A 24,201-nucleotide genomic window follows, 5' to 3' on the forward strand; every position below is an offset into this window, starting at 1 on the left:
GTCGTCGTAGATGAAGTGCTCCAAGAGCACCCCGCCCATGCCCTGGGCCACACCGCCGAAGATCTGACCCTCGACGACCATGGGGTTGATCATCCGGCCGCAGTCCTCGCTGACGATGAACCGCCTGATCCGGGGGATCCAGGTCTGCCCGTCGATCTCGACCACGCAGGCGTGGGTGGCATTGGAGTACGTGGGGAACTTCCCGGGCCGGAACCGCACGGTGGCCTCCAGACCGGCGTCCTGGCCCACGTCCACCCCGCCGGGGTCGACGTACACCAGCCGGGCCACCTCGGCCAGCGTCATGGACCGCGCCGGCGTGCCCTTCACCGACACGACGCCCTGGCTCACCTCCAGGTCGCCGGGTGACGCCTCCATGGCCTGGGCCACCACCCGCACCACCTTCTCCCGTACCTCGAGGGCAGCGGCCCGGGCGGCTCCCCCGGCGATCACCGCCGTCCGGCTGCCGCCTGTGCCCGGACCGTAGGGGGTGGACCCGCTGTCGGCCTGCACGATGGTGACGTCGGCGATGTCGACCCCGAGGTTGTCCGCCACCACCTGGGCCATGGTCGTCTCGATGCTCTGGCCGTGGGACGTGGTCCCGAGGAAGGCGGTGACCCTCCCCCCTGGCTCTACCCGCACGGTGGCTCCTTCGGTGTACAGCGTGCTGCTGGCCATCGAGGAAGGCTCGATGTAGGCGCTGAAGCCGACGCCCAGGTAGCGGCCCTCGGGCCGGGCGGCCGCCTGCTCACGCCGGAAGGCGACGATGTCGAGCAGCTCCACCGCCTGCTCGAGGGTCTCCGAGGGCGTCACCTCCTCGAAGGTGCGCCCGGCCGGGTTGGTCCACGGCAGATCCTCTGGGCGGATGATGTTGCGACGGCGCAGCTCGAGCGGATCCAGTCCGATCTGCCGGGCGGCCAGGTCGACCATCATCTCCCGGGCTGTGGTCTCGAACATCCAGGGACCGCGGTATGCGCCCTTGCCCATGGTGTTGCTGAAGGCCATGGTCATGCCGAAGCCCAGACGCGGCACCTTGTACGGACCGGTGAGAAGAGTGGGGTCCATACCGGCTGGACACACGGCGTAGGCGCCGAGATCACTGATGTTGTCGGCGGTGATCGCCTGGATCACACCGTCGGAATCGAGGGCCATACGGACCCGGGCCGTCTCGTTCCGGGCATGGGGCGCCGCTATCAGGTTCTCCCGCCGGTCCTCGATCCACTTCACTGGCCGGCCCAGCAGCCTCGACGCCAGAGCGACGGCCGACTCTTCCCTCGCCATGAACATCTTCTGGCCGAACGCGCCTCCGACATCGCGCACATGGACGCGGACGGAGGACTCGGGGACGCCGAGCAGACGCGCCAGGTAGCTGCGCGCCTCGTGAACCGACTGGTTGGAGCAGACCACGTCGATCTCCGAGGTCCCGGAGTCCCACGAGGCGATCAGACCCCGTCCCTCCATCGGCACGGGTAGGTACCTGTGCTGCACGATGGTCTCCTCGACGACGTGGGCGGCGGTGGAGAACGCCTCGTCCAGGTCGGGAGACAGGGCCATGAACGGCACCGCCATCATGGCATTGGTGCCCTTCTCCGGATGGACCACGACATCGGTAGCGCCCGGCGCCGACACGTAGTCGACCATCGCCGGCTGAACATCGAGGTCGATCTCGATCAGCTCGCAGGCGTCCTCGGCGATGTAGCGGGAGCCGGCTACCACCAGGGCTATCGGGTCCCCCACGAACCGGACGTCGTGGTCCGCCAGCACCCGGAACGGGACCGCCCCCGTGTCTCCCCCGAGCATGGCGTGCCAGGCCGGCCCGGCCTCCGGGTTGAGCCGGGCTCCGGTGAACACGGCCGTGACGCCGGGAAGCGCGGTCGCAGCGGACACGTCGATGCCGGTGATCCGGGCCCGCGCCACCTCACTGCGCAGGAAGGCGGCGTGCAGCATCCGGGGCACCTCGACGTCGTCGACGTAGCGCCCGTGCCCGGTCAGGAGGCGGGGGTCCTCCTTGCGCCGCACGGACTGACCGATGAACCGGGCGGCCGCCGGTGATGTGGTCGTCGCTGGCGTCGGTCCCGACGACCCCGACGTCCCGCCTCCCGACACTTGCGACTCAGAGGGCGAAGGGGCTGTTCAACTGGAACGGGAACTCCGCCAGCCGCTGGCCCTCCTTGGCCAGCTCCTCGATCGTCCAGCGCCCTTCCTTCTCGATCTGATCGACGATGGCCCAGGGCTGGAAGAGCTGGACGTTTCCGCCCCACACGAGGAATACCCGCCCCGTGATGGGGCAGTCGGCCGTCCCGAGGTAAGCCACGAACGGGGACACGTTGGCCGGGTCCATCTGGTCGAACTGGTCGGGCGGGGGCGCCTCACTGGTCCCTCCGCCCAGGGCGGCGGTCAGCCGGGTCCGGGCGGCGGGGGCAATGGCGTTCACCCTCACCCCGTAGCGCTGAAGCTCTCGGGCCGTGATGATCGTGAAGGCACCGAGACCCATCTTGGCGGCGCCGTAGTTGGCCTGGCCGGGGTTGCCGAACAACCCCGACGTGGACGAGGTGTTGATCACCGAGGCCTTGACCTCGGCTCCTTCCTTGCTGCGCTCCCTCCAGTAGGCCGCCGCCCACCGGGTGGGGCAGAAGTGACCCTTGAGGTGGACGTGGATCACCGCGTCCCATTCCTCCTCGGTCATGTTCACCAGCATCCGGTCGCGGAGGATCCCGGCATTGTTCACGAGCACGTGCAGATCCCCGAAAGTCTCCACCGCGGTGTTGATCAGCCGCTGCGCACCCTCCCACGACGCGACGTCGTCGTGGTTGGCGACCGCCTCCCCTCCCGCCGCCTTGATCTCGTCGACCACCTGCTGGGCGGGCGAGGCATCCGCACCGGTCCCGTCGGCGTTGCCCCCGAGGTCGTTGACGACCACCTTGGCGCCCTCGGCGGCGAAGAGGAGGGCGTGCTCGCGCCCGATCCCCCGACCGGCCCCCGTCACCACAGCAACCCGTCCGTCCAGTGTGTTCATGACCGCTCCGCTTCTTGAAGGTCCCGGCGGCTCTCCGCCCCTACGAGGGTGACCACCTCGTCCGGGGATCCTAGGCGTCCTAGTCTCCGCGTCCCATGGGACGGTCGAGATGAAGGGGAAGGGGCGGGCGGTCCGATCGGTCGCGCTGGTGAGTGCGTTGGCGACGTCCATTCCGGCCTGCAGCACCTCCCACCCGCCCGGCCCCGCCGCCTCCGCTCCAACCGTCGGATCCAGCTCCAACCCTCTCTACGGCGGGGCCTCCACGCTGTCCGGCCCCGTGACCGCCGGACACGTGATCGAGCCGGAATCCGGGTTCACGATCAACCTGCCCGCCGCTTACGAGGAGCAGGAGTTCTTCGCCTCCGGCACCGCGTCGGCCTTCGAGGCCACCTCGACCCCGGCCAACGGGCGGTGGACGGTCGCTCCCACCACCGCGGCCCCGTACCGGACCCGGATCATCGTGCGCCGGCCGCGTGACCCGAAGCAGTTCAACGGCACCGTCGCGGTCGAGTGGCTGAACGAATCGGCGGGAGAGTCGAGCCCCGATTGGGACTACCTCAACCCCGAGTTGACCTCCGGCGGGTTCGCCTACGTTGGCGTGTCGGCCCAGGCCCTGGGCGTCAACGGCGGCAGCTCCCTCCTGGGGACCGGGTCCGGAGGTGGTCTGGCCAGCAGCGAGCCGCTCAGGTACGCCTCGCTCCACCACCCCGCGGATCAGTACTCGTTCGACCTGTACGCCCAGATCGGCCGGGCGCTGCGGCTCCCGAGCAGCGTCTCCGTCCTCGGCCGGCTCAGACCCCGGCACATCGTGGCGGTCGGGGAGTCGCAGTCGGCGTTCTTCCTCACCACCTTCGCCAACGCCCTGCAGCCCCTCACCGGAGCCTTCGACGGCATCTTCATCCACAGCCGCGGCGGCGCGGGAGCAAGCCTCACCGGCGGGTCCGTCGCCAGCGGAGGGCTTCCGTCGGGACAGCGGATCCGCACCGACCTCAGGGTGCCCGTCTTCATGTTCGAGACCGAGACCGACCTTGCCCGGCTCGGTTACGCCTCGGCCGTGCAGCCGGACACGTCCCGGATCCGCGTGTGGGAGGTGGCCGGCACCTCGCATGCCGACTCGTACATAGTCGGCGGCTTCGCCAGCCAACTCGGTTGCCCCGAGCCGATCAACATCGGCCCCCAACATGTAGTGGTCCAAGCCGCGTTCGCCGCCTTCGGCCGGTGGGTGGTCTCGGGCCGTCCGCCCCCTTCCCCGCCGCCGATCCGGTTGACGAGCGTGAATCCGGCCAGCCTCGCCCGGGACCCCGAGGGCAACGCGATCGGTGGTGTGCGCACTCCGGCCGTGGACGTCCCGGTATCGACACTGAGCGGCATTGCCCCGGCAGGGACCAGCGTCATCTGTGCCCTGTTCGGGTCGACGACTCCGTTCCCCGCCTCCCGCCTGGCCGAGCTCTACGGGACCAGAGCCGGTTACCTGGCCCGGTACAAGACGAGCCTGGACCGGGCCATCTCCGCCGGTTACATCCTTCCCGCCGACCGGGCCGGCCTGCTTCGCCAGGCCGGGCTGGTCAAGTTCCCGTCCTGACCCTCGCCGGGCCGGGGCGGGCACGAGGCGGCACCCTTCGGCGGATGCCGGCCCGCCGCTAACGTCAGCGGGCGATGCAGCCCGGTCCCCGCGGCCTCCCCCCGTCGGAGAGCCTGCGCCCCACGCTGGTCGGGGACCGCTGGATGGCCGTCACCGGGCACCCCCTCACGGTGCAGGTGGCGGGGCGGGTCCTCGAGGCCGGGGGCAACGCCGTCGACGCCGGGGTGGCAGCGGGTCTGGCCACCAACGTCGTGCAGGTCGACATGTGCAACCTCGGCGGGATCGCTCCCATCCTTGTCCGTCCGGCCGGGTCCCCCGACGTGATGAGCGTGGCGGGGATCGGTCGCTGGTCCTCGACCGCCACCCTGGAGGCGTACCTGGCGCGCCACGGCAGAGAGATGCCGCCGGGGCTTGGGGCGTGCATCGTTCCCGGGGCCCTGGCCGGATGGCTCTCGGCGCTGGAGCGGTTCGGGACGTGGTCCTTTGCCGACGTGGTTGCGCCCGCGATCGAGCTGGCCGCCGAGGGCTTCGTCCTCGATGCGACCGTTGCCACGGCCCTGGACATGTTCGCCTGGGTGTACGAGCAGTGGCCCTCCTCCGCCGCGGTGTACTGCCCGGACGGCCGGCGGGCCCGACCGGGCGACCGTCTGGTCCAGGCCGACCTCGGGCGGCTCCTGCAGCGGCTCGCCGACGCAGAGGCGGGAGAGTTGCGGTCGGGGGGTGGCGGGACCTCGCCCGAGCGCCGGCGGGCGGCCATCGACGGCGCGCGCCGGGCGTTCTACGACGGAGAGGTGGCCCGCACGCTGGCCACCTTCGTCACCGCCGGAGGAGGCTTCCTCACCGTCGAGGACCTGGCCGGGTTCCGGGCCGAGGTGGCGCCCGCGCCCGGCCGGTCGTTCCCGGCGCTCGGGGACCTGACCGTGCACACCACGCCCGTGACGTGGTCCCAGGGGCCCGCCCTACTGCAGGCCCTCGGCATCCTCGGCCGGTTCGATCTGGCCGCAGCCGGCCACAACTCGGCCGCGTACCTCCATCTACTCATCGAGGCGGTGAAGCTGGCCTTCTCCGACCGCGAGCGCCACTACGGAGACGGGGGAGGGGCCGACATGGAGCTTCTCCTGTCCGACGCCCATGCCGCCGAACTGGCATCCCTGATAACCGAGGACCGGGTCCTGCCGGATCTCTACACCGTTCGCCATCCTGCCGACGGCGTCGTGTCGACGACCCAGGTCACGGTGGTGGACGGCGCGGGCAACGCCTTTGCCTCGGCACCCAGCGATCCTCTGGCCATGAGCCCGATCGTCCCCGGGCTCGGGGTGGCGGTGTCGGGCCGGGGCGTGCAGAGCCGCACCGTGGCCGGGCATCCGGCCTGCCTCGGACCCCGGCGGCGGCCGCGGGTGACGCCGTCACCGGCCATCGCTCTCGACACGAGAGGACTGGTCTGGCCCGTCACCTGTCCCGGCGGGGACATGATCCTGCAGGCCATGCTGCAATCCCTATTGAACGTGGCAGTGTTCGGGATGACCGAGCAGCAGGCGGTGGAAGCCCCTCGGGCCATCTCCCTGGCCTTCCCCGATTCGTTCTACCCGCACCATCACCCCGAAGGCACGGTGGCGGTCGAGAGCCGGGTTCCCGAGCCGACTCTCGAGGCTCTGGCCGCCCGCGGCCACGACGTACGGGTCTGGCCGCCGTTCGAGTTCGAGGCCGGCTCGGTCGGGATGATCCGCCAGGCCCCCCAATCGGATGGGGACGGACGTCTCACCCTGCGGGCGGGAGCCGACCCTCGCCGGGCCGCCTACGCGCTCGGTCGATAAGGGCCACCCTCGCGAACCGTCACCAAGCCGCGGGCGGTCATCTGCGGTGCTGCCACGCCCGGCACCGGGTCAGACGAGTCTCCGCTCTCCCGCGACCTCGTAGATCACGATCGACGCCGCCTTGGGCGCCGGCGCCGACGGCTGGGGTCCCTGCCGGATAGCAGCCAGGTGAGTGTCCAGAGCCTCCTGGTTGTCCCACCGTTCGAAGAGGATGATGCGCCCGGGATCGATCGGATCGGGGGCGATCGTGTATTCGAGGCAGCCCGGCTCGCTGCGAGACGCGCGCATCGAGTCATGCCGCGCCGCGATGAACGCGTCGCGATCTACCGGATCAACCTCGAACGTCCCGCCTACCAGGAGCATCAGCCGAGCCTAATCTTGCCCGATGCACCGCCGCCCGACCGTCGGCCGCCCGGCGGAGACCGCCGGTGAGCGGGTCCACCCGCCCAGGCCCGGATAGGGGAGTCACCCGTGACCACAGAAGTCGAGGGCCTGCCGGCGCTCCCCGGGACCCAGCCCCGTCGTGGTGTCCACTACGAGCTCATGAGCTGCGGAGTGGGTGGGCATGTCCTGGTCGGCGCCGGTGTCGCCCAGGTCCGCCCCGAAGATGCGGCCCTCGTGCGCGAGTTCGACGGCTTGCGCTGGAACCGGTGCCTGCGTTGTGACGCCTGGCTCCCGGGCGTGCCGCCGGCGCACCCGGCACGGCCGACGGTCCCGGACCGCTCGGAGATCACGCTGCCGCTCCGGGGTCGCCCATTACGCGACCGCTGGGTCCTGAGGCTCATCGCCCTGGACCGCGCCGTTCACGTGGTCGTGTTGGCGACCTTGGCCGTCCTGCTCTTCGTCTTCGCCAGTCACGAGGATGCCTGGCACCGGTACTTCGTGCGCATAGTCACGGACTTTCAGGGCGGCCTGGCCCCGTCCGGGAGCGACACGGGGAGCGGGCTGGTGAACGAGCTGAGAAGGCTGTTCTCCGTCCGCTCGTCGCACCTGTACGAGGCCGGCGGTGTCGTCAGCGCCTACGCCGTGCTCGAGGCCGTGGAAGGTGTCGGGCTGTGGTTCGGCAGGCGGTGGGCCGAGTACCTGACCTTCGTCGCCACGATTCTCCTCGTGCCGATCGAGGTCTACGAGTTGAGCAGTCGAGTCAGCGTGCTCAAGGTCGTCACCCTGATCGTCAATGTCCTCATCGCCGTCTACCTCCTGCTCGCCAAGCGTCTGTTCGGGCTGCGGGGCGGAGGACGGGCCGAGAGCGAGGAGCGTCGCCGCGATGTCAGCTGGGAGGCCATCGACCGGGCGACTCCGGCGGGGAGCCCGCGCCTTGTCTGATCCCCGGACCAGAGAACCGGTGCCACCCGCTGAGGGTCGGGGCCGATCCACGTTGTTACCCGGTGGGCGCGTCCGGACCGCCACCGGGCAGGTCCCGGTGATCGGTCGTCTCTTCCCAACGCCCAGAGCGGCAAAGGTCCCCGAGGTCGTCTTCCTCTTCTGGGTCGTCAAGATCCTCACCACCGCGGGCGGGGAGGCGACGTCCGACTACCTCAAGGCCTACGGCAACCTCGGCGCCGCCGGGATCGAGGCATCCCTTTTCGTAGTGGGGCTGGTCTGGCAGTTCTCCACCCGCCGGTACCAGGCCTTTGCCTATTGGTTCCTGGCCTATGCCATCGCGGTCTTCGGAACCGGTGTCTCCGACTTCCTCCATCTCGACGTCCACATCCCCTACGGAGGAACCGCCGTTCTCTGGGCGATCGTCCTGGCGGCGGTCTTTCTGGTCTGGCAGCGCAGCGAGGGCACGCTGTCGATCCACAGCGTCGTCACCCAGCGCCGGGAGGCGTTCTACTGGGCCACCGTCTTCGCCACCTTTGCCCTCGGTACCGCCCTGGGTGACTACACCGCCGCCTCCCTCAGCATGGGCTATCTGGCCTCGGGAGTCCTCTTCGGCGTCGTCATCCTCCTTCCGGCCGGAGCGTGGAAGGGCCTCGGATTGAACAGCGTCGCCGCCTTCTGGATGTCCTACGTGGTCACGCGGCCTCTGGGGGCATCCTTCGCCGACTACATCAACAAGCCCCGCACCCTCAGCGGCATCGGCTACAGCCCCGGCCTCACCGCCTTCGGCTTTGCCCTGGCCGTCCTGGCCTTTGTCGCGTACCTCGCTGCGGCCCGTCCGGACATCCAGCGTCCGCAGGAGGTCGGCGCGGCCGGCCGGCCCTGATGCAGACCGTGACGACCCGGCTCATTCCTTAGCTCGGGTCGAAGCGGAGGGGGAGGCGGGCCGGACCCCAGATCCCGACGTTGTCGGGCTTCCACTCCACCGGGCCCGCCAAGGACAGATTCGGCATCCGCGTGGCCAGGATGGGCAGGGCCTCCTGGAGCTCCGCCCGGGCCAGCGAGGCGCCCAGGCAGTAGTGCAGGCCCGACCCGAAGGTCATCTGTTGGGCCTTGGTGGTCCGGGCTAGGTCCAGCCGGTCGGGCCCGTCCCAGACCTGGGGGTCGAAGTTGGCGCCGACCATCGACAGACCGACCATGGTCCCGGCGGGGAAGAGGACGTCGCGGTAGACGATGTCCTCAGAGGCGAACCGGGACGTCCCCCGGACCGCCCCGAGGAACCGCATGGTTTCCTCCACCGAGGTAGCGGCCAGACCGGGCTGTTGGGCCAGCGCCCGCCACTGGTCGGGCCGGTCGGCCAGTAGGGCCACGCTGCAGGCCAGCTGGTTGCGGGTGGTATCGGTGCCGGCCATCAATACCGCCTCGGCCAGCATGACCAGCTCCTCGCCGGAAAGGCGGTCGCCACCTTCTTCGACCGCGATCAGGTCGGACAGAAGATCGTCAGCGGGCTGCGCCCGGCGCATCTCGATCAGGTCCCCGACGTAGGCGTCCAGCTCCGCCGACGCCTTCTTGATCGTGGCCAGGTCCTCGACGAAGTTGCCGTTGAAGACCCGGAAGATATCGGTGGCCCAAGCGGAGAACAGCTTCCAGTCCTCCCGCGGCGCACCCAACAGCTGGCAGATGATCGGTATGGGGTAGGCCTCGCACAGGTCGGCCACCAGCTCGCAGTGGCCCCGGGCGGCGAAGCCGTCGACCAGCTCGGTCACCACCTCCCTCATGAACGGCCGCATCCGGTCGGCCGATCGGGGCGTGAAGGCGGGGGCCACCAGCCGGCGCAGCCTGGCGTGCTCCTCCCCCTCCAGAGCCAGGATCGACCGCCGCCGGCTCTGGAAGTACTCGTCGTCCTCCAGACCGGACATCTCGGCCAGCATCGAGAACGCCGAATGGAACCGTCGGTCGCGGAGAATCGCCGCTACGTCCTCGTACGTGGTGACGACGAAGCCCATCGGGTTCCGAGCCAGCCAGTGCCGGTCCCTGGCCGCGGCGATCTCGGCTCGGGCCTGGTCCCGGCCGCTGGGCTCCATCATGTCCAGCTCCGGCAGCTCCAGCTCGTAGACCGACGTCGCCATCTCCCCACCTCCAGGCTCGGGGCAATTCTGCCCTGGTCGGCCCGGTCACGGCGGACCCAGGGCCGCACCGGTCCTTCAGCTGAGTGCGGTCCAGGTCGGGGTCACGCCCCGGGTCGGCGACAGGTCGACGATTACGGCGCCGGGCCGGCCGTCGTGGGAGCACGCCGTGTCGCCCGCGTAGACGACGGGCACCGGCTCGGCTTGGACCTGGCGGTACCTGCCCAGGTGGCCGAGGGCCACATAGTCCCAGTCGACGTCGGCGAGATCGCTCGGGTAGATGGGCGAGCCACGGTTCGTCGGATGGTCACTGTCGACGACGAGCCCGTGGCCCATCACGATGCACCATCCCACGTCGGGCCGGGCCGGAAGGTCGGCGATCGGACGGAACGAGGACGTGTGGTCGCGCACCGGCCGACCGAAGAAGGCGGCATCGAGATCCGCCAGCACGACCAGCTCACCATCGGCTTCGTCGAGCACGTGCACGTTCGGACAACCCTGCTCGAAGTCGAACCGGAGAAAGGGGGACTCGTCCTCGTACCAGTCGTGGTTGCCCGGCAGGACCACGACCGGGCAAGGGGCCCGAGTCAGCTGCCCCGCCGTCCAATCGAGAATCTCATCGCCAGCTCGCGGGGTGTCGAACAGGTCGCCGGCGATCAGCAAGGCGTCCACCCGCGTCGACGCAGCCAGGTCGATCAGGGCGGCGAAGGCGTCCTCTTTGCCGGTCGGACCGGGCCCGGAGCCGAGATGGCAGTCCGAGGCGTGCAGCAGTCGCAGGTCCCGAGAGGGACGTCTCATGGACGGGTGGGTCCCAAGGCTGCCGGCATCGCCCGGCCAGCGTAGGTGACGGCCGGATTGGCCCGGTCCCCCAGTGGATATGGACCTCCCGCCATGCCGGAGTCGCTCGTCACCCATCCCGCCCTACCCTCTCCCCGCGGTCCGGTTACCGACGGGTTGCTCGAGGCGCTCGTCGGTGCTCCAGGGTCGGCGCTCCCGCCGTTCAGCGGTCGGTGCGCCGATCCACTGGCGGATGAGGACCTGCACCTCGCGCTGTACACCTGCTACGAGCTGGGCTACCGCGGCTTTGCCGGGGTCGATGCCGGATGGGAGTGGGACCCGGGCCTCCTCTCGCTTCGCCGCTCGTTGGAGCGACCCTTCGAGACAGCGCTGCGCCAGCTGACCGGGCCGACCGGAGGTGTGGACGCCCAGCGCGAGCTGCGGCGCCTCGCCGGCGAGGAGGAGGGGCCATCCCTTTCGGCCTTCGTGGAGTCGGACGGCACCGCCGGGAACTTCCGGGAGCTGTGCATCCATCGCTCGGCCTGGCAGCTCAAGGAGGCCGATCCCCACAGTTGGGCCATTCCCCGGCTGGCCGGGCCGGCCAAGGTGACCCTCACCTCTCTCCAGTACGACGAGTACGGAGCCGGTGATCCCGTGGACATGCACTCGGCGCTGTTCGCCGAGACCATGCGGCAGCTGGACCTCGATCCCCGGTACGGCGCCTACCTCGACCTGCTGCCGGCGGTCACCCTGGCGGCAGTGAACGTCGTCTCGATGTTCGGGCTGCACAGACGTCTGTTGGGTGCCCTGGTGGGTCATCTGGCGCTTTTCGAGATGACCTCCGTCGGTCCGATGTCCAGCTACAGCCGGGCGTTGGCCCGGCTCGGATACGGGCCCGAGGCTCGCCGGTACTTCGACGTGCACGTGGCCGTCGACGCCAGGCACGGCGAGATCGCCGTGGAGGAACTGATCGGGCGGATGCTCCAGGACGAACCCGAGCTGGCCGGTGAGATGGTGTTCGGGGCCCGCGCCCTGACCCTGCTCGAGAGCCGGTTCACCGGCCTGGTCCTCGGGTCCTGGTGCGCCGGGCGGTCGTCGCTGCGGGCCATCGAGGGCTGATCCGGGTCCAAGAGCCGGAATCGTCATCACACAACGGCATCCCGCGCCCCGACTCCTCTAGGGTCGTTGTGGGTGCCGTCGCGAGGGGGAAGGCTGATGACCAGCTCCGTCACAGTGTCCAATCCGAGTCGGGTCGGCCTCGACCCCCAGCGGCTGGGGGCGCTCGTCGACCGGGTACGTCGGGAGGTGGACCAGGGACTTCTGCCCTCCTGCCAGGTGGCGGTCGCCCGTCACGGCCAGCTGGGCCTGTTCGAGACACTGGGGGACGCCGATGAGACGGCTCGCTACACCATCTTCTCGTGCACCAAGGCGGTCGTGGGCGCGGCGCGTGGCTGCTCATGGGTGAGGGGAAGCTGCACACGGGAATGCGCGCCGTCGACTTGGTCCCCGAGTTTCGGATCGAACGGAAAAAGACACCATCACTCTGGAGCACCTGCTGACCCACACGGGTGGGTTTCCGAACGCGCCTCTGGGAGCCGCCGAGTGGTCGTCGAAGGAGGCACGACTGGCCCGATTCGCCCGCTGGCGGACCGAATACCGGCCGGCTCCCGCTTCTGGTACCACCCGACCTCGGCCCACTCGGTCGTCGCCCACATGATCGAAGAGGCGGCCGGCCAGGACTACCGCCGGTTCATCGCCTCGCGGATCATGGAGCCGCTCGGACTGGGCCGGTTCCAGCTCGGGGTGACCAAGGATGCCAGGGGGACATAACCGAACTGACCAAGACCGGTGAGCCACCCAGTCCCGACGAGCTCGAGGCGGTGCTCGGCATACAGGAGATACCCGCCACGGAGGTAACCGACGACGCCCTCGTCGGCTTCAACGATCCGGACACCCGCGCCGTTGGCGTCCCCCGGGGCGGGGGCGTCGCGTCGGCCGCCGATCTGGCGCTCTTCTACCAGTCCCTGCTCCACAATCCCGACGGACTCTGGGACCAGGCCGCCCTGGCGGACGCCACCGGCAACGTGCGCGTGAACCTGCCCGATCCGGTCTTCGCCACGCCGGCCGGCCGGAGCCTCGGCCTGGTCGTGGCCGGTGGGGACGGAAAAGCCGCCGAGCGAGGCTTCGGCCGCACGGCGGGCCCCCGCAGCTTCGGCCACGGGGGGGCGGCCGGCCAGGTCGCCTGGGCGGATCCGGACTCGGGCATCTCGTTCGCCTACCTGACCAACGGCGTCGACGCTCACACCATCCGCGTGGCCCGGCGTGGGGTTGCCCTGTCCAGCCTCGCCTGGGTCTGCGCGGCCGACTGAGCGGCCTCGACCTACGATTGCGGCGGGCGAGGAAGAGGGGGCTGTCATGCAGGTAGAGGACATGATCCTGGTCAGCGTCGACGACCACCTGGTCGAGCCTCCATCGATGAGCGATTACTTCGCCGATCACTTCCCGGCCCGCTACCGCGACCGGGTGCCCCGAGTCATCACGCGGGATGACGGCACCGACGCCTGGCTCATCGAGGGGATCCAGGTTGACAGCTTCGGACTCAACGCCGTGGCGGGCCGGGTGCGCGAGGAGTGGGGTATGGAGCCCGGCAACTTCAGCGAGGTCCGCCCGGGCACGTGGGACGTGCACGAGCGGGTCCGCGACATGAACGTCAACGGCGTCCTGGGCTCGATGTGCTTCTCGTCCTGGCCCGGGCTCGGCGGGCAGTACTTCCTCCAGAGCGGTGACACCGAGTTGGCCGAGTGCATGATCCGCGCCTACAACGACTGGCACATCGGGGAGTGGTGCGGCGCGGCGCCCGGCCGCTTCATTCCCCTGGCCCTGTCGGGGTTCATGCTCGGACCCGAGTTCATGGCGGCGGAGATCCACCGTGTGGCGGAGAAGGGCTGTCACGCCATCTCGTTCCACTCGGACACGCACCGCTTCAACGACCTGCCCGACCACCACGGGGAAGAGTGGTACCCGGCCTGGCAGGCCGCGGCCGATACGGACAGCGTGCTGGTGTTCCACTTCGGCAGCTCGCCCACCTTCATGCCCCGGTCGCCATTCGACGTCCTCATCCACACCATGCCGTTCAACACCGGTGTGTTCGCCTCGGAGCTGCTCTGGTCCAAGGCGTTCCGGGCCTTTCCGACCGTGAAGGTGGCCCTGGCCGAGGGCGGGATCGGGTGGATGCCCTACTGGCTGGAGCGGGCCGACTACACGTACCAGCGCCACCATCTGTGGACCGGCCAGGACTTCGGGGACACGCTGCCGAGTCAGCTCTGGAAGGGACGGGTGCTCGGCTGCTTCATCGACGACTACACCGGTCTGCGCAACCGGGATCTGATCGGACTCGGGAACATCGCCTGGGAGTGTGACTACCCGCACTCCGACTGCACCTGGCCCACGGCTCCGGAGGACATCATGAAGAGCCTCCAGGGTGCCCAATGCACCGACGAGGAGATCCACGCCATCACCTGGCAGAACGCCTGCCGCTTCTACAGCTTCGATCCCTTCCAGCACCGGACTCGGGACCAGTGCACGGTAGGGGCGCTCCGGGCCACCGCCTCGGACGTGGACACCACGCCCAGGGCCTACGGGAAGAGGAGCAAGGGGGCGCCGGTCGGCGGGCTCGGGCGCTGACGCCGGCAGCCGAGAGGGCGGCGTGCTCACCTGGCCAGGACGTACACCCGCTCTCCCATCTTCCCGAGCAGGCGATACACGTGTGCCACAGGCAGTCCCCGAGCATGATCTCGTAAGCCTGCGCCCCGAAGCGGTCTCGGGTCACGCCAATCGCTGCCCGGATCGACCGGTCCCATTTGGGCCGGTGCTGGCGATTGCCTCATTGCTCCGGCGGAAGCGGACGGGGCAACGTGGTAGCCACCCGGTCCCCAGTGGGGGTGGTGCGCTTGCGGGACACCAACGGCGGGCGCACCCTGGGCCTGGTGGGCGCGACGAGCGTGAGCGACGGCTTGCGCGTCGCCTGGTACCGGATCTCGTCGACCCGCGGCCGCCGGTGGGGCGGGCACCTGGCGCTGGCCGTGTTGATCGCCATCCTGGGGGCCACAGCCATGGCGTCGATGGCGGCGGCCAGGCGGACCCAGTCCGCCTATCCGCGGTACCTGTCGTCGACCGACCCGGCGGACCTCACCTTCTCCACCTACGGCGCCGGTCCACAGTCGTCGGCCAACGCCTACTCGCCGGCGCTGGCCGCCCGGATCGGCGCGCTGCCCCGGCTCCGCCACGTCGAGACCTGGGTGGGGGTCTTCGGCACCCCACTGAAGGCGAACGGCGCACCGGACTTCTCGAAGCTGGGTGAGCTCAACGCCGCCGGAAGTCTGAGCGGCCTGTACTTCCGGGAGGACCGGGCTACACCCGTGGTCGGTCGGATGGCGGAACCCTCGCGCCGGGACGAGTTCGTCACGACCGCGCTGGGTGCCCGGGTGCTGGAGCTGCACGTGGGAGATGTCCTGGCGATGGGGTTCTACGGAGCCGACCAGCCGGCCCAGCCGGGCTTCGGGACACCGGCGGTGCCACCCCGGATCCGGTTGAACACGCGGCTGGTCGGCCTCGTGGTGTTCAACAACGAGGTGATCGAGGACGAGGCCGATCGGCTCCCCACCAATGTGCTGTTTACTCCGGCCCTGACCCGCTTGACGCTGGGATTCGGTGGAACCCAGGGCACGTGGTTCGGCCTGCAGCTTGCCAATCCCGCCCGGGACGTACCGACGGTCGAGGCGGAGATCATCCGGCTCCTTCCGGCCCAGAACGCGGCCTTCTTCCGCACCACCTCGGTCGAGGAGGCGAAGGTGGAGCGGGCGGTTCGACCAGAGTCGATCGCCCTCGGGGCCTTCGGTGCCATCGCCGCCCTGGCCGTCCTCGCTGTCGCCGGCCTATCGATCTCCCGGCTGTTGCGCGCCGGGGGAGCGGACAACTCCGTCCTGCGCGGTCTCGGCGCCGGTCCTGTGGTCAACATGGCGGACTCGCTGATCGGCACGCTGGCGGCGGTACTCGTAGGCGCGGCCCTCGCCGGCGCGGCGACGGTACTCGCGTCACCGATCGCCCCCCTCGGACCGATCCGTCGGGTCTACCCCGCCCCGGGCATCGCGGTGGACTGGACCATCGTCGGCGGTGGGATCGCTGTCCTGGTCGGTGGCCTGGGCGTCGTGACTGTCCTGGTCGCGTATCACGCCGCCCCGCGATCCTGACGTGGCCGCCTTCAGCCCGGCGCAGGCGCTCACCATCGAGCTCGACGGCCAGGCCGTGCCCTCGTTCCTCACCGACGTCCGAGCCCAGGTCGGTCCGCCGATCCTGTCCGGCCACGGCCTCCAGGCCGTCAGCCAGGTCGTGGTGGGCCCGGAGACCCTGGCCGCGATGCACAAGCATGTCGGGACACGGCGATGCTGAGCTACGGGACCCCGGCTGACGCTCCGCTGGACGTGCCTCCGACGTCCGTGAAAATCGTAGGTACCGCAACATTGCCCGCAATCACGACGTCGGCGACGCTTGCCCGACCACCCATCCGTCGGCGTCGGTGCACTGGTTCCGTTCTCCAGCTTCCCGGCCGCGTTCCGGCAGGCGATCTCGAACCCGGACCCCACCCTCAACGGCCCGGGCACGGTCTTCATCCGACTCCGACCTGGTGTGAGCGCCGGCGCCGGACGCGCCGACATGGATCGGATCGTGGCCGCCGCCGACAAGGCGTTCGCATCAGACCCGAACGCGGCAGGTGACTCGGCCCAGGTACTCACGGTTCGGCGCCCGGCCGAGATCGTCAACTACGGATCCACCGGGTCCACACCGGTTGTCCTTGCCGGAGGTCTCGCGGTCGGCGCGGCCGTGGCCATGGGGATGGCACTGTTCGGCTCGGTCCGGCGCCGTCGGCGGGAACTGGCGTTGCTCAAGACCCTCGGGTTCACACGCCGCCAGGTAGTGGCGGCCGTCACGTGGCACGCATCGGTCGTCGCCGCTGTGGGACTGATCGTGGGAGTGGCCCTGGGGATTGCCCTCGGGAGACAGCTCTGGATCGTGTTTGCCCGGCAGATCTACGTCGTCCCGGAGCCAGCCGTGCCGTGGTCGATCGTACTCATCGCCCTCATGACCATGGTCCTGGCCAACATCATCGCTTCCGGCCCAGGTCTGCTCGCGGGGCGTACCAGCCCGGCGCTCACCCTGCGAGCGGAGTAGGTGGGCTCGCCCGAATTCGACGGGCGGTAGATTCGTCGCGGAGCAGGTCAACCCATCCGACGGACCACCACCCGAAGGAGCCGCCATGTCGCGCGTCCGCGTCCACAACTTCTCGATCTCGCTCGACGGGTTCGCCACCGGTGAGGGGCAGGCCCTCGACACGCCGTTCGGCCACGCCGGGCATCGGCTCCACGAGTGGATGTTCGCCACTGGGTTCGGGCGCCTCGCGGTCCTCGGCGAGCCGGGGGGCTCCCAGGGCGTCGATAATGCGATGGCCGATCGGCACGGACCCGGGATCGGTGCGGAGATCATGGGGGCGGGCAAGTTCGGCCCGCCCGGCTGGCAGGACGACCCGGATTGGCGCGGCTGGTGGGGCGACAGCCCGCCGTTCCACACGCCGACCTACGTCCTGACCCACCGTCAGCGCCCGTCGCTGGAAATGGAGAGCGGTACGACGTTCCACTTCCTCGACGCCGCCCCACCGGATGCACTCGAGGTGGCGCGGGCCGCAGCTGCTGGTCAGGACGTCCGTATCGGCGGGGGGCCGACCATGATGCGCGCGTTCATCGCCGCCGGTCTCGTCGACCACCTGCACGTAGTTCAGGTGCCCATCCTGCTCGGCCGCGGTGTCCGGCTGTGGGACGGGCTGGAGGCGTTGGAGCAGCAGTACGACGTGGAGGTGGTCTCGACGCCCGGGGGCGTCACCCACCTCACGTTCACGCGATGACGAGGTTGTCCGTGAGGTGCCGGGTGGCGTCGCTGGCCCTGGAGGTCGGCCGAGCGCCCGCTGGCCAGCTCAGAGCTCATTTGGCGCTGAGCCGCCCGGCACCCACATCTCGAGCGCGTACCCAGAGGCCCCGACGGCACATTGGATTCCCCGGGATCTCCAAGGATTCTGCCAAGCCCCCTGGAGGCGCGAGCCCGAAGGTGACTGGTGCCTGCGCTGTGCAGGCACGGACACGAGGAGTCGAAAGAACATGGCAGGCAGCTTCTTCAGGAACAGGGCGGTCAAGGTGGGCGGGGCGTCCGCTCTCATGGCCGGGCTCATGGCCGGCGGCTACGGCGTCGCTTCGGCGGCCACGGGCGGGTCGGGCCCGTCGACCCAGGCAAGCTCGGGTACGCCTGGCGGCCACTTCAGGCCCGACGGACCGGGCGGCCACCGGCCCGGCGGGGGCGGTGCCGGAGGGTCGATCACGGCGCTCGGGACCAAGTCGTTCACCGTGAAGACCCCTGGCGGGAGCTCCGAAACGGTCAACACGACCAACTCGACGACCTACACCCGGGACGGTGCCAGCAGCACGGCGTCCGCCCTCGCCGTCGGGGAGCACGTCAGGGTACGGCCGGCGCAGTCGTCCACCAATGCCTCGTCAACCCTGACGGCGGCGGCGGTGGACATCATGGACCCGGCCATCCACGGGACGGTGGAGAGCGTCTCCGGAAACACGCTGACGATCGTCGACGAACAGGGCTTCTGGCGGACGGTCAACCTCTCGGCGACCTCCACCTACACCGACAACGGCAACAGCTCGAGTGCATCAGCGCTGAGCAACGGAGGGACGGTCGTGGCCTTCGGGTCCGTCGACGCCGACCACGCCTCGCTTGACGCCACGTCGGTGGCCATCAACCCGACCCACGGCGGGCCGGAGATGGGGGTGCCCGGACCTCAGGCGTGACCGCCCAGAGTTCCCCCCGGTCCATACCGGGTCCCGGCCGCTCCATCATCCGGCCGGGACCCGGTACGTGCGGAAGCGTTCATGACCCCGGCATAACCGCATGTCGGTACTTGTCGCTCGAGCCAGCCAGTATCGCCGACGAGGGACTGGTCGGTGCCGATCCCGCCACGCACGTGAGCCCGGCCGCTTACCCCGCGGGTGGGTGGAGTGTGGCGGTGTCCAGCGTACGATCGATTACAGCCCTGGCGACCTCGGCGAGGCGGCGGTTGTTGGTCCGGGCGTAGTTGCGCAGCGCCGAGAAGGACTGCTCCATGTCCAGGCCGGCCCGCTCAGACAGGACCCCCTTGGCCTGTTCGATCACTACCCTACCCGGCTGTTGAGGGCGTAATTGAGCTGCTCGTTGAGGGCCTGGGCCTGCGTGGCGTCGCGGTGCTGGAGGATGGCGATGGTAGCCACGTCGGCCAGCGCCTGGCCGCACACGACGTCGGTGTCGCCAAGCTGGCCCGCGTCGGCACGGAACAGGTTGAGGGCGCCGATGACCTGACCCCGCAGGCGCATGGGCAGGGCGTGTACGGAGCGAAACCCGGCCTCCATGGCGACGGGGGCGAAGTTCGGCCAGCGGCCGTTGACCACGGCCAGATCTGCGTTCACAACCGCCTCGCCGGAGCGGTAGCAGTCCAGGCAGGGCCCCTCCTCTGACTGCAGCTCGAAGAGCTCGAGGACCCGCATGGCCTCGCTGGAGGAGGCGGCCAGGCGCAGGTCGTTCTCCGGGGAGACGAGCATGAGCCCGGCGGCGGAGATTCCGAGGATCTGCACGCAGCGCTCCACCAGCAGACTCAACAGCTCCACGACGTCGAAGTCGTCCACCAGGGTGTCGGCCAGCTCCACCAGGGTGCGGGCCAGCTGGACCTCTCGGCATGCTGGGCTCTGCCGGCATCAACAACCTCCCCGGCGCGGCCTCCCCCGCTCCCGGGACCGGAGGGAGCCGCTGAGCACCATTCTGCGCCCGGGGCCTCACCGGCGGATCCGAGCTGCGCCCGGCATCGTGGTTCGTCAGCGCCTCGGAGCCGGCGGCGCTCATTCGAAGCGCAGCCGTCGGCCCACCACGTCGGTGGCGACCTCGGCCAGCGCTCGGTCACTGGCGAAGGCGTAGGCCCGCAGGCGGACAAGCGCTTCGGTGACGCTGATGTCGGCTTGGGCGGAGACCATGCCCGCGGCCTGGTGCACGAGAAGGTGGAAGTTCGAGCCGGTTTCCAGCTCCGCGGCCATGGTCCCGACGGGTGCCTCAGCCTGCATCCAGAGCACGGCCCTGGCCGCCACGTCGGCCATGACCAGGGCATCGCGGTGCTGGTCCTCGCTCAAGGCCCCGGCCCGCTCGGTGTACAGGTTGAGGGCACCGAGGCGCACGGCCCCCACCGACAGCGGGAAGCCGAATACGGCCCGGGCGCCGGCGGCGAGGGCGGGGGAGGCGAAGGCGAGCCATCGGGGGGCGGCCGGGTAGGCCAGGTCGACCTCGAGCACAGGTCGGTCCAGGCGGTAGGCGTCGATGCAGGGGCCCTCGCCCAGGGTGTACTGCAGGTCCTCGATCAACTGGCTCACCGGGTTGGAGCTGCACACCGAATCCCGAGGCAGGTCATCGGCCATGAGCATGACCCCCGCACCCGACACGGCCACGACCTCGGCGGCGACCTCGCACAGCCGGACCGGGGGCGAGTCCTGGGCGGCGCCCGCCCCCAGGAGGGCGAGGATGCGCAAGAGGCGCTCCCCGGGCACCCGTCAGCGCCCCCGGTGAACGGGGCGGCCCGAAGCGGTGGTGGGGATCGGATCCTGATCGGCCACGGCCGCCTCCTCCCATTACCAGGGAGGCGCCCCAACGGGGACCCGATCACAACGGGACCCGGGCTCGGCGCGACACCGAACAGCACGACCCTACCGGCCGGGCGAGCGGGCCGGGTGCGCCGGGTCGGGGGTCGGGGTCGGGGGTCGGGGGTCGGGGGTCGGCTAGAGTGGCAGCACCGGTAGCGTGACGCGTGCCGATGCGAGCCCCTGGACCCCGGTCCCGCCAGAGTGTGCGAGATACAGGAGGGGGACCGGGGATGTCGGTCGGCCAGGAGCGTTCAGGCCAGTCTGGCGCGGACTCGACCCCGGGTCCATCGGCATTGCCCGCCGCCGCCGACCTTCTGGCGGTCGGAATGATCGTGGCCGGGCCCGACGGGGCGGCCACCTACGCCAACCGTACGTGGGGCGTCCTGACCGGCCAGGCCGAGGGCGACTGGCCGGGCCAGGGATGGCTCGACGCCATCGTGGAGCCTGACCGCGCCGCCCAGCGGGCCGCTCTCCTGGCGGTCCTGGCCTCGGGGGAGATGTACCGCGCCGACTGGAATGTGCGGCGCAGCGACCTCGTCACCCGGATCCTCCACATCACCGCCGCACCTCAGAGGTCCGGGGGCCGCCTCACCGGTCTGGTGGTCACCCTGACCGATGTCACCGACACCCGCGCCCGCGCCGAGTCCGTCTCCGAGCAGAGAACTCACGATCCGCTGACGGGCCTGTACAACCGGGCCCACTTCCTCGACCGGGTCGCCCGCGCCGTCGACCGCCGCCTTCGCGAGCCCGAGCGTCTGGCCGCCGTCCTTTCCATCGACGTGGACGCCTTGAGAGCAACCAACGACCGCCTGGGCCACGCGGCCGGCGACCGGCTCCTCCGGGCCTCGGCGGCCTGGATCACCGCAGTCGTGCGCTCTACGGACGCTGTGGCTCGGTACGGAGGAAACGATTTCTGCGTTCTCTTGGACGACGTGACCGACGCCGCCGCCGCTGAGCTGGTCGCCGAGCGGATCCGGAGCCTCTCCCCGGACAGTGCCGTCGCCGGGGGACCGATCAGTCTCAACGTCGGGCTGACCCTGGTCGACGACGAGCATTCGCGCCCCGGGATGATCGTCGACCGGGCCGATCGGGCGCGCGACCGGGAGAAGCGAGCCAAGCCGGTGCCTCACGCCGGGATTGCGCCCAACGGGTCCCGAACCCGACAGCGGGCTGGCCTGCCCGACGACGTCGAGAACGTGCTGGCCCTCGCCACCCACGAGCTGCTCAACCCACTTACCGCCATCCTCGGTTACGCCACCCTGCTGCGCGACAACCGGGCGCAGATGACCGACGCCGACCTCGATACCGCCTTCGCTGTGCTCGAACGTCAGTGCTCCGGTCTGGCCCGGCTCCTTGAAGACCTTCTCGAGCTCGGGCGCCGCCACAACCGTGTGAGTCCTGACGCCGCTCCCGTGAACTGGACGTAGTGGTGGCCGACGCCCTGAAGATCGCCCCGACGCCGGAGGGCCGGATCGTCACGACCGAGGGGAACTGGCCGGCCGTCAGCGTCTCGGCCGAACGGGCGAGCCTGACCCGGGTCGTCGTAAACCTACTGACCAACGCCTACCGGTACGGCGGGCCGATCATCACCGTCACGTCGGAGCAGGTTGGCCAGGATGTGCATCTCAGCGTCGAGGACAACGGGTCCGGGGTGCCCGAAGATCTCGTAGCCACTCTGTTCCAGCAGTTCACCAAGGGCCGGAACACCGGCTCGATCGGGAGCACCGGCCGGGGCCTGGGGCTGGCGCTGGCGCGGGAGACCGTGGACTCGATCGGCGGCCGGCTGGAGTACATGCCCGGACAGTCCCACGGCGCCTGCTTCGTCGTCACGCTGCCGATCGAGCGGCCACGGCGGGCGTCATAGAGCGGGTGGATCAATCGGCGAGGATGTCGCGTTCGACCGGGCGAGCCCGACGACCCGACCCGCCGTCGCCCTCGTCCTCGCCGAACACCTGACGACGATGCCGGAGTCGGTGGTCATTGTCGACGGGAACCTGTCGAGCGCGCAGTTGGTCCGGGACGCCCTGGGCCGCGACGGTCGCTTCCCCCTCGTCGAGCTCGCCCCCACCGCCAGGGCGGCCATCGAGGTGGCCGCTCGCCTGCAGCCCGTCCTCATCGTCTTTCATGTCGCCCTCGGAGAGCTGGCGATGAGCGACGCCCTGCGCATGGTGCACGCCGCCGCGCCCGGTTCGCGGGTGGTCGTCCTTCCTGGATCCCGCCCTCAGGGTCCGGGGACCGAAGGGGCCACCGCTGGGAGATCCGGGCGTGAGGATCTGCCCGGGTCGGAGTCCCCTTCACTGATGCCTTGACGGCCGTCGTTGGCACGACGGCTGTGACGAGGCGGAAGCTCGCCGCCGGACCGGGGAGTGCGAGCGAAGCGCGCCGAACGGTGTCCAAAGCCTGCGCCGAGGTCGGGGAGGAGCCGCTTCTCGAAGACGCCCACAGCATTGCCAGCGAGCTGGTCACCAACGCCGTGGTTCACGCCCGGACGGTCATCGACCTCACGGTCCGGGCGGGGGGCGGCGCGGTGCGCATCGCGGTCGGCGACGGCTCACACCAACGCCCGACCGTGCTGCCGACCGACGTCGAGGCCCTCCGCGGCCGCGGGTTGATGCTCGTCGATGCGCTGTCCTTTGTGTGGGGTATCGACCCGTCCCCACCGGGCAAGACCATGCGGGCCCAGCTGATGTCGCCGGTGCCGCCCTCAGATGCTGCCTTGGCTGTGTCGTGGCCGTCCAGAACCAGTTTGATGGGCGTTGGCGCGAGGGATTCGTCGTGGCCCGCGCCGACGGGACGGGCGTCTGGCTGAACCGCCCCGACGGCTCCCCGCTACCCGCCGCGGTGCCCCGCGAGCACGTCCGGCCCTCCGCTCCGGAACAGTGACGAGAATGATGGACGCCCTCAACTCGCTGCACCGGCGGGCACTGGACGCGACCGGCAAGATCGTCTCCGGCATCGGCCCCGGCCGGTGGCGGCGGCCTACACCCTGCGAGGGCTGGGACGTGCGGGCCCTCACCACCCACATCGTGGCCGGCAACCTGTGGGCCGTCGAGCTGGTCGGCGGCAGGACGATCGAGGAGGTCGGCAACCGTCTCGACGGTGATGTCCTCGGCTCCGACCCGTCAGCCGCCTACGAGCGCTCCGCTGCTGCGGCAGCCGAGGCGTTCGACGTCCCGGGAGCGCTCGACGCGCCATGCGCGGTCTCCTACGGCCCCGTACCCGGCGCGGTGCACGCCGGGCACCGCCCCTCGTCGTCGACGACGACCCGACGGTGCTCGACGTGATGACGCGATATGTGGTCCGCGAGGGCTACGACGTGGAGGCGGTGGGGGATGGCCCCACCGCCGTCGATGCCGCCCGCGAGCGGCGCCCGGACCTGGTCGTGCTCGACCTGATGCTTCCGGGCACGGAGGGACTGGAGGTCTTCCGTCGACTGCGGCTCCTGGGGCCGGTGCCAGTCGTGATGCTCACCGCTCTCGGGGAGGAGGAGGACCGGGTGAGCGGGCTCGATGTCGGCGCCGACGACTACGTCACCAAGCCCTTCTCGCCCCGGGAGGTGACGGCGCGGGTGCGCGCCGTGCTGAACCGGACCCGTGCGCCTGTCGGGTCAGGGGGCGCCCCTGCCCCTCTGCTCCGATCGGGTGATCTGGTCGTGGACGCTGGGGCACGCGAGGTACACCTGAGCGGGACTCCGGTGGTGCTGACCCCGCGCGAGCTCGACCTGCTCGTTTTCCTCATGCGCAACCCCCGTCTGGCGTTCCGACGGGGGGAGCTCATGAAGGCAGTGTGGGGCTGGGCC

25 protein-coding genes are annotated in these 24,201 nt (G+C 70.3%); 18 read left to right on the forward strand and 7 right to left on the reverse strand.

Annotated features, from left to right (window positions below):
* The coding region (locus VFW24_14420) for a xanthine dehydrogenase family protein molybdopterin-binding subunit (GenBank protein HEX5267956.1) at positions 1-2,016 on the reverse strand (2,016 nt) is incomplete at its 3' end.
* A 94-nt stretch (positions 2,017-2,110) separates the two neighbouring features.
* The gene (locus VFW24_14425) at positions 2,111-3,013 is read right to left on the reverse strand and encodes an SDR family oxidoreductase (protein HEX5267957.1); all 903 of its coding nucleotides are present in this window, start codon (positions 3,011-3,013) and stop codon (positions 2,111-2,113) included.
* Positions 3,014-3,290: 277 nt separating this feature from the next.
* On the opposite strand from VFW24_14425, the gene VFW24_14430 reads away from it, so the two are divergent.
* Both VFW24_14430 and VFW24_14435 read left to right on the forward strand, forming a co-directional pair.
* Positions 3,291-4,595, forward strand: a complete 1,305-nt coding sequence (locus VFW24_14430) for an alpha/beta hydrolase domain-containing protein (protein ID HEX5267958.1) — start codon at positions 3,291-3,293, stop codon at positions 4,593-4,595.
* A 74-nt stretch (positions 4,596-4,669) separates the two neighbouring features.
* Entirely contained in the window at positions 4,670-6,409 is a 1,740-nt protein-coding gene (locus VFW24_14435) for a gamma-glutamyltransferase (protein ID HEX5267959.1), read from the forward strand.
* Between the two features lie 69 nt (positions 6,410-6,478).
* Here VFW24_14435 and VFW24_14440 read toward each other — a convergent pair whose 3' ends face one another.
* Positions 6,479-6,772: a putative quinol monooxygenase gene (locus VFW24_14440; GenBank protein ID HEX5267960.1), complete on the reverse strand. Its 294-nt coding sequence runs from the start codon at positions 6,770-6,772 to the stop codon at positions 6,479-6,481.
* Between the two features lie 108 nt (positions 6,773-6,880).
* Between VFW24_14440 and VFW24_14445 the strand changes: the two genes are divergently transcribed.
* Entirely contained in the window at positions 6,881-7,735 is an 855-nt protein-coding gene (locus VFW24_14445) for a DUF2127 domain-containing protein (GenBank protein ID HEX5267961.1), read from the forward strand.
* Positions 7,736-7,832: 97 nt separating this feature from the next.
* Positions 7,833-8,618 carry a hypothetical protein gene (locus VFW24_14450; GenBank protein HEX5267962.1) on the forward strand — a complete coding sequence of 262 codons (786 nt, stop codon included), beginning with the start codon at positions 7,833-7,835 and terminating at the stop codon, positions 8,616-8,618.
* Positions 8,619-8,646: 28 nt separating this feature from the next.
* Here VFW24_14450 and VFW24_14455 read toward each other — a convergent pair whose 3' ends face one another.
* Both VFW24_14455 and VFW24_14460 read right to left on the reverse strand, forming a co-directional pair.
* Positions 8,647-9,861: a cytochrome P450 gene (locus VFW24_14455; GenBank protein ID HEX5267963.1), complete on the reverse strand. Its 1,215-nt coding sequence runs from the start codon at positions 9,859-9,861 to the stop codon at positions 8,647-8,649.
* A gap of 75 nt (positions 9,862-9,936) precedes the next feature.
* On the reverse strand, positions 9,937-10,656 hold the full coding sequence (locus tag VFW24_14460) for a DNA repair exonuclease (protein HEX5267964.1): 720 nt from the start codon (positions 10,654-10,656) through the stop codon (positions 9,937-9,939).
* Positions 10,657-10,749: 93 nt separating this feature from the next.
* Between VFW24_14460 and VFW24_14465 the strand changes: the two genes are divergently transcribed.
* From VFW24_14465 to VFW24_14500, 8 genes are all read left to right on the forward strand, one after another.
* Positions 10,750-11,754, forward strand: a complete 1,005-nt coding sequence (locus VFW24_14465) for an iron-containing redox enzyme family protein (protein ID HEX5267965.1) — start codon at positions 10,750-10,752, stop codon at positions 11,752-11,754.
* 449 nt (positions 11,755-12,203) lie between these two features.
* Positions 12,204-13,004, forward strand: a complete 801-nt coding sequence (locus VFW24_14470) for a serine hydrolase domain-containing protein (GenBank protein ID HEX5267966.1) — start codon at positions 12,204-12,206, stop codon at positions 13,002-13,004.
* 46 nt (positions 13,005-13,050) lie between these two features.
* Entirely contained in the window at positions 13,051-14,319 is a 1,269-nt protein-coding gene (locus tag VFW24_14475; protein ID HEX5267967.1) for an amidohydrolase family protein, read from the forward strand.
* A gap of 251 nt (positions 14,320-14,570) precedes the next feature.
* The gene (locus VFW24_14480; GenBank protein ID HEX5267968.1) at positions 14,571-15,884 is read left to right on the forward strand and encodes a hypothetical protein; all 1,314 of its coding nucleotides are present in this window, start codon (positions 14,571-14,573) and stop codon (positions 15,882-15,884) included.
* 1 nt (position 15,885) lies between these two features.
* Entirely contained in the window at positions 15,886-16,083 is a 198-nt protein-coding gene (locus VFW24_14485; protein HEX5267969.1) for a hypothetical protein, read from the forward strand.
* Positions 16,084-16,359: 276 nt separating this feature from the next.
* A complete protein-coding gene (locus VFW24_14490; GenBank protein HEX5267970.1) occupies positions 16,360-16,863 on the forward strand; it encodes an FtsX-like permease family protein in 504 nt (167 codons plus the stop codon).
* An 85-nt stretch (positions 16,864-16,948) separates the two neighbouring features.
* The gene (locus VFW24_14495) at positions 16,949-17,590 is read left to right on the forward strand and encodes a dihydrofolate reductase family protein (GenBank protein HEX5267971.1); all 642 of its coding nucleotides are present in this window, start codon (positions 16,949-16,951) and stop codon (positions 17,588-17,590) included.
* Between the two features lie 250 nt (positions 17,591-17,840).
* Positions 17,841-18,536, forward strand: a complete 696-nt coding sequence (locus VFW24_14500) for a DUF5666 domain-containing protein (GenBank protein ID HEX5267972.1) — start codon at positions 17,841-17,843, stop codon at positions 18,534-18,536.
* A 360-nt stretch (positions 18,537-18,896) separates the two neighbouring features.
* Here the strand turns inward: VFW24_14500 and VFW24_14505 are convergent, their stop codons facing one another.
* A complete protein-coding gene (locus VFW24_14505) occupies positions 18,897-19,424 on the reverse strand; it encodes a GAF domain-containing protein (GenBank protein ID HEX5267973.1) in 528 nt (175 codons plus the stop codon).
* A 189-nt stretch (positions 19,425-19,613) separates the two neighbouring features.
* Complete coding sequence (locus VFW24_14510; GenBank protein HEX5267974.1) at positions 19,614-20,291, reverse strand: GAF and ANTAR domain-containing protein; 678 nt, start codon at positions 20,289-20,291, stop codon at positions 19,614-19,616.
* 341 nt (positions 20,292-20,632) lie between these two features.
* On the opposite strand from VFW24_14510, the gene VFW24_14515 reads away from it, so the two are divergent.
* The 6 genes from VFW24_14515 to VFW24_14540 form a co-directional block, all read left to right on the forward strand.
* Positions 20,633-21,829 (forward strand): diguanylate cyclase, encoded by a 1,197-nt coding sequence (locus tag VFW24_14515; GenBank protein ID HEX5267975.1) that lies wholly within the window; start codon positions 20,633-20,635, stop codon positions 21,827-21,829.
* 2 nt (positions 21,830-21,831) lie between these two features.
* On the forward strand, positions 21,832-22,266 hold the full coding sequence (locus tag VFW24_14520; protein ID HEX5267976.1) for an ATP-binding protein: 435 nt from the start codon (positions 21,832-21,834) through the stop codon (positions 22,264-22,266).
* A 97-nt stretch (positions 22,267-22,363) separates the two neighbouring features.
* Positions 22,364-22,711, forward strand: coding sequence for a hypothetical protein (locus VFW24_14525; protein HEX5267977.1), 348 nt, complete (start codon positions 22,364-22,366; stop codon positions 22,709-22,711).
* A complete protein-coding gene (locus tag VFW24_14530) occupies positions 22,708-23,211 on the forward strand; it encodes an ATP-binding protein (GenBank protein HEX5267978.1) in 504 nt (167 codons plus the stop codon). The genes VFW24_14525 and VFW24_14530 overlap by 4 nt, the downstream gene beginning before the upstream one ends.
* A 79-nt stretch (positions 23,212-23,290) precedes the next feature.
* Positions 23,291-23,686 carry a TIGR03086 family metal-binding protein gene (locus VFW24_14535; GenBank protein HEX5267979.1) on the forward strand — a complete coding sequence of 132 codons (396 nt, stop codon included), beginning with the start codon at positions 23,291-23,293 and terminating at the stop codon, positions 23,684-23,686.
* Positions 23,674-24,201, forward strand: a 528-nt coding sequence (locus VFW24_14540) for a response regulator (protein HEX5267980.1), incomplete at its 3' end; no start/stop codon positions are given. The genes VFW24_14535 and VFW24_14540, both read left to right, overlap by 13 nt.

This window comes from Acidimicrobiales bacterium, assembly GCA_036273495.1.
Lineage (GTDB): Bacteria > Actinomycetota > Acidimicrobiia > Acidimicrobiales > JAJPHE01 > DASSEU01.

Coding starts and splice junctions, on each gene's coding strand:
- VFW24_14515 (HEX5267975.1), top strand. CDS start 20,633: ATGTCGGTCGGCCAGGAGCGTTCAGGCCAGTCTGGCGCGGACTCGACC.
- VFW24_14495 (HEX5267971.1), top strand. CDS start 16,949: ATGTCGCGCGTCCGCGTCCACAACTTCTCGATCTCGCTCGACGGGTTC.
- VFW24_14440 (HEX5267960.1), bottom strand. CDS start 6,772: ATGCTCCTGGTAGGCGGGACGTTCGAGGTTGATCCGGTAGATCGCGAC.
- VFW24_14525 (HEX5267977.1), top strand. CDS start 22,364: ATGCCGGAGTCGGTGGTCATTGTCGACGGGAACCTGTCGAGCGCGCAG.
- VFW24_14425 (HEX5267957.1), bottom strand. CDS start 3,013: ATGAACACACTGGACGGACGGGTTGCTGTGGTGACGGGGGCCGGTCGG.
- VFW24_14435 (HEX5267959.1), top strand. CDS start 4,670: ATGCAGCCCGGTCCCCGCGGCCTCCCCCCGTCGGAGAGCCTGCGCCCC.
- VFW24_14460 (HEX5267964.1), bottom strand. CDS start 10,656: ATGAGACGTCCCTCTCGGGACCTGCGACTGCTGCACGCCTCGGACTGC.
- VFW24_14475 (HEX5267967.1), top strand. CDS start 13,051: ATGCAGGTAGAGGACATGATCCTGGTCAGCGTCGACGACCACCTGGTC.
- VFW24_14535 (HEX5267979.1), top strand. CDS start 23,291: ATGATGGACGCCCTCAACTCGCTGCACCGGCGGGCACTGGACGCGACC.
- VFW24_14500 (HEX5267972.1), top strand. CDS start 17,841: ATGGCAGGCAGCTTCTTCAGGAACAGGGCGGTCAAGGTGGGCGGGGCG.
- VFW24_14455 (HEX5267963.1), bottom strand. CDS start 9,861: ATGGCGACGTCGGTCTACGAGCTGGAGCTGCCGGAGCTGGACATGATG.
- VFW24_14465 (HEX5267965.1), top strand. CDS start 10,750: ATGCCGGAGTCGCTCGTCACCCATCCCGCCCTACCCTCTCCCCGCGGT.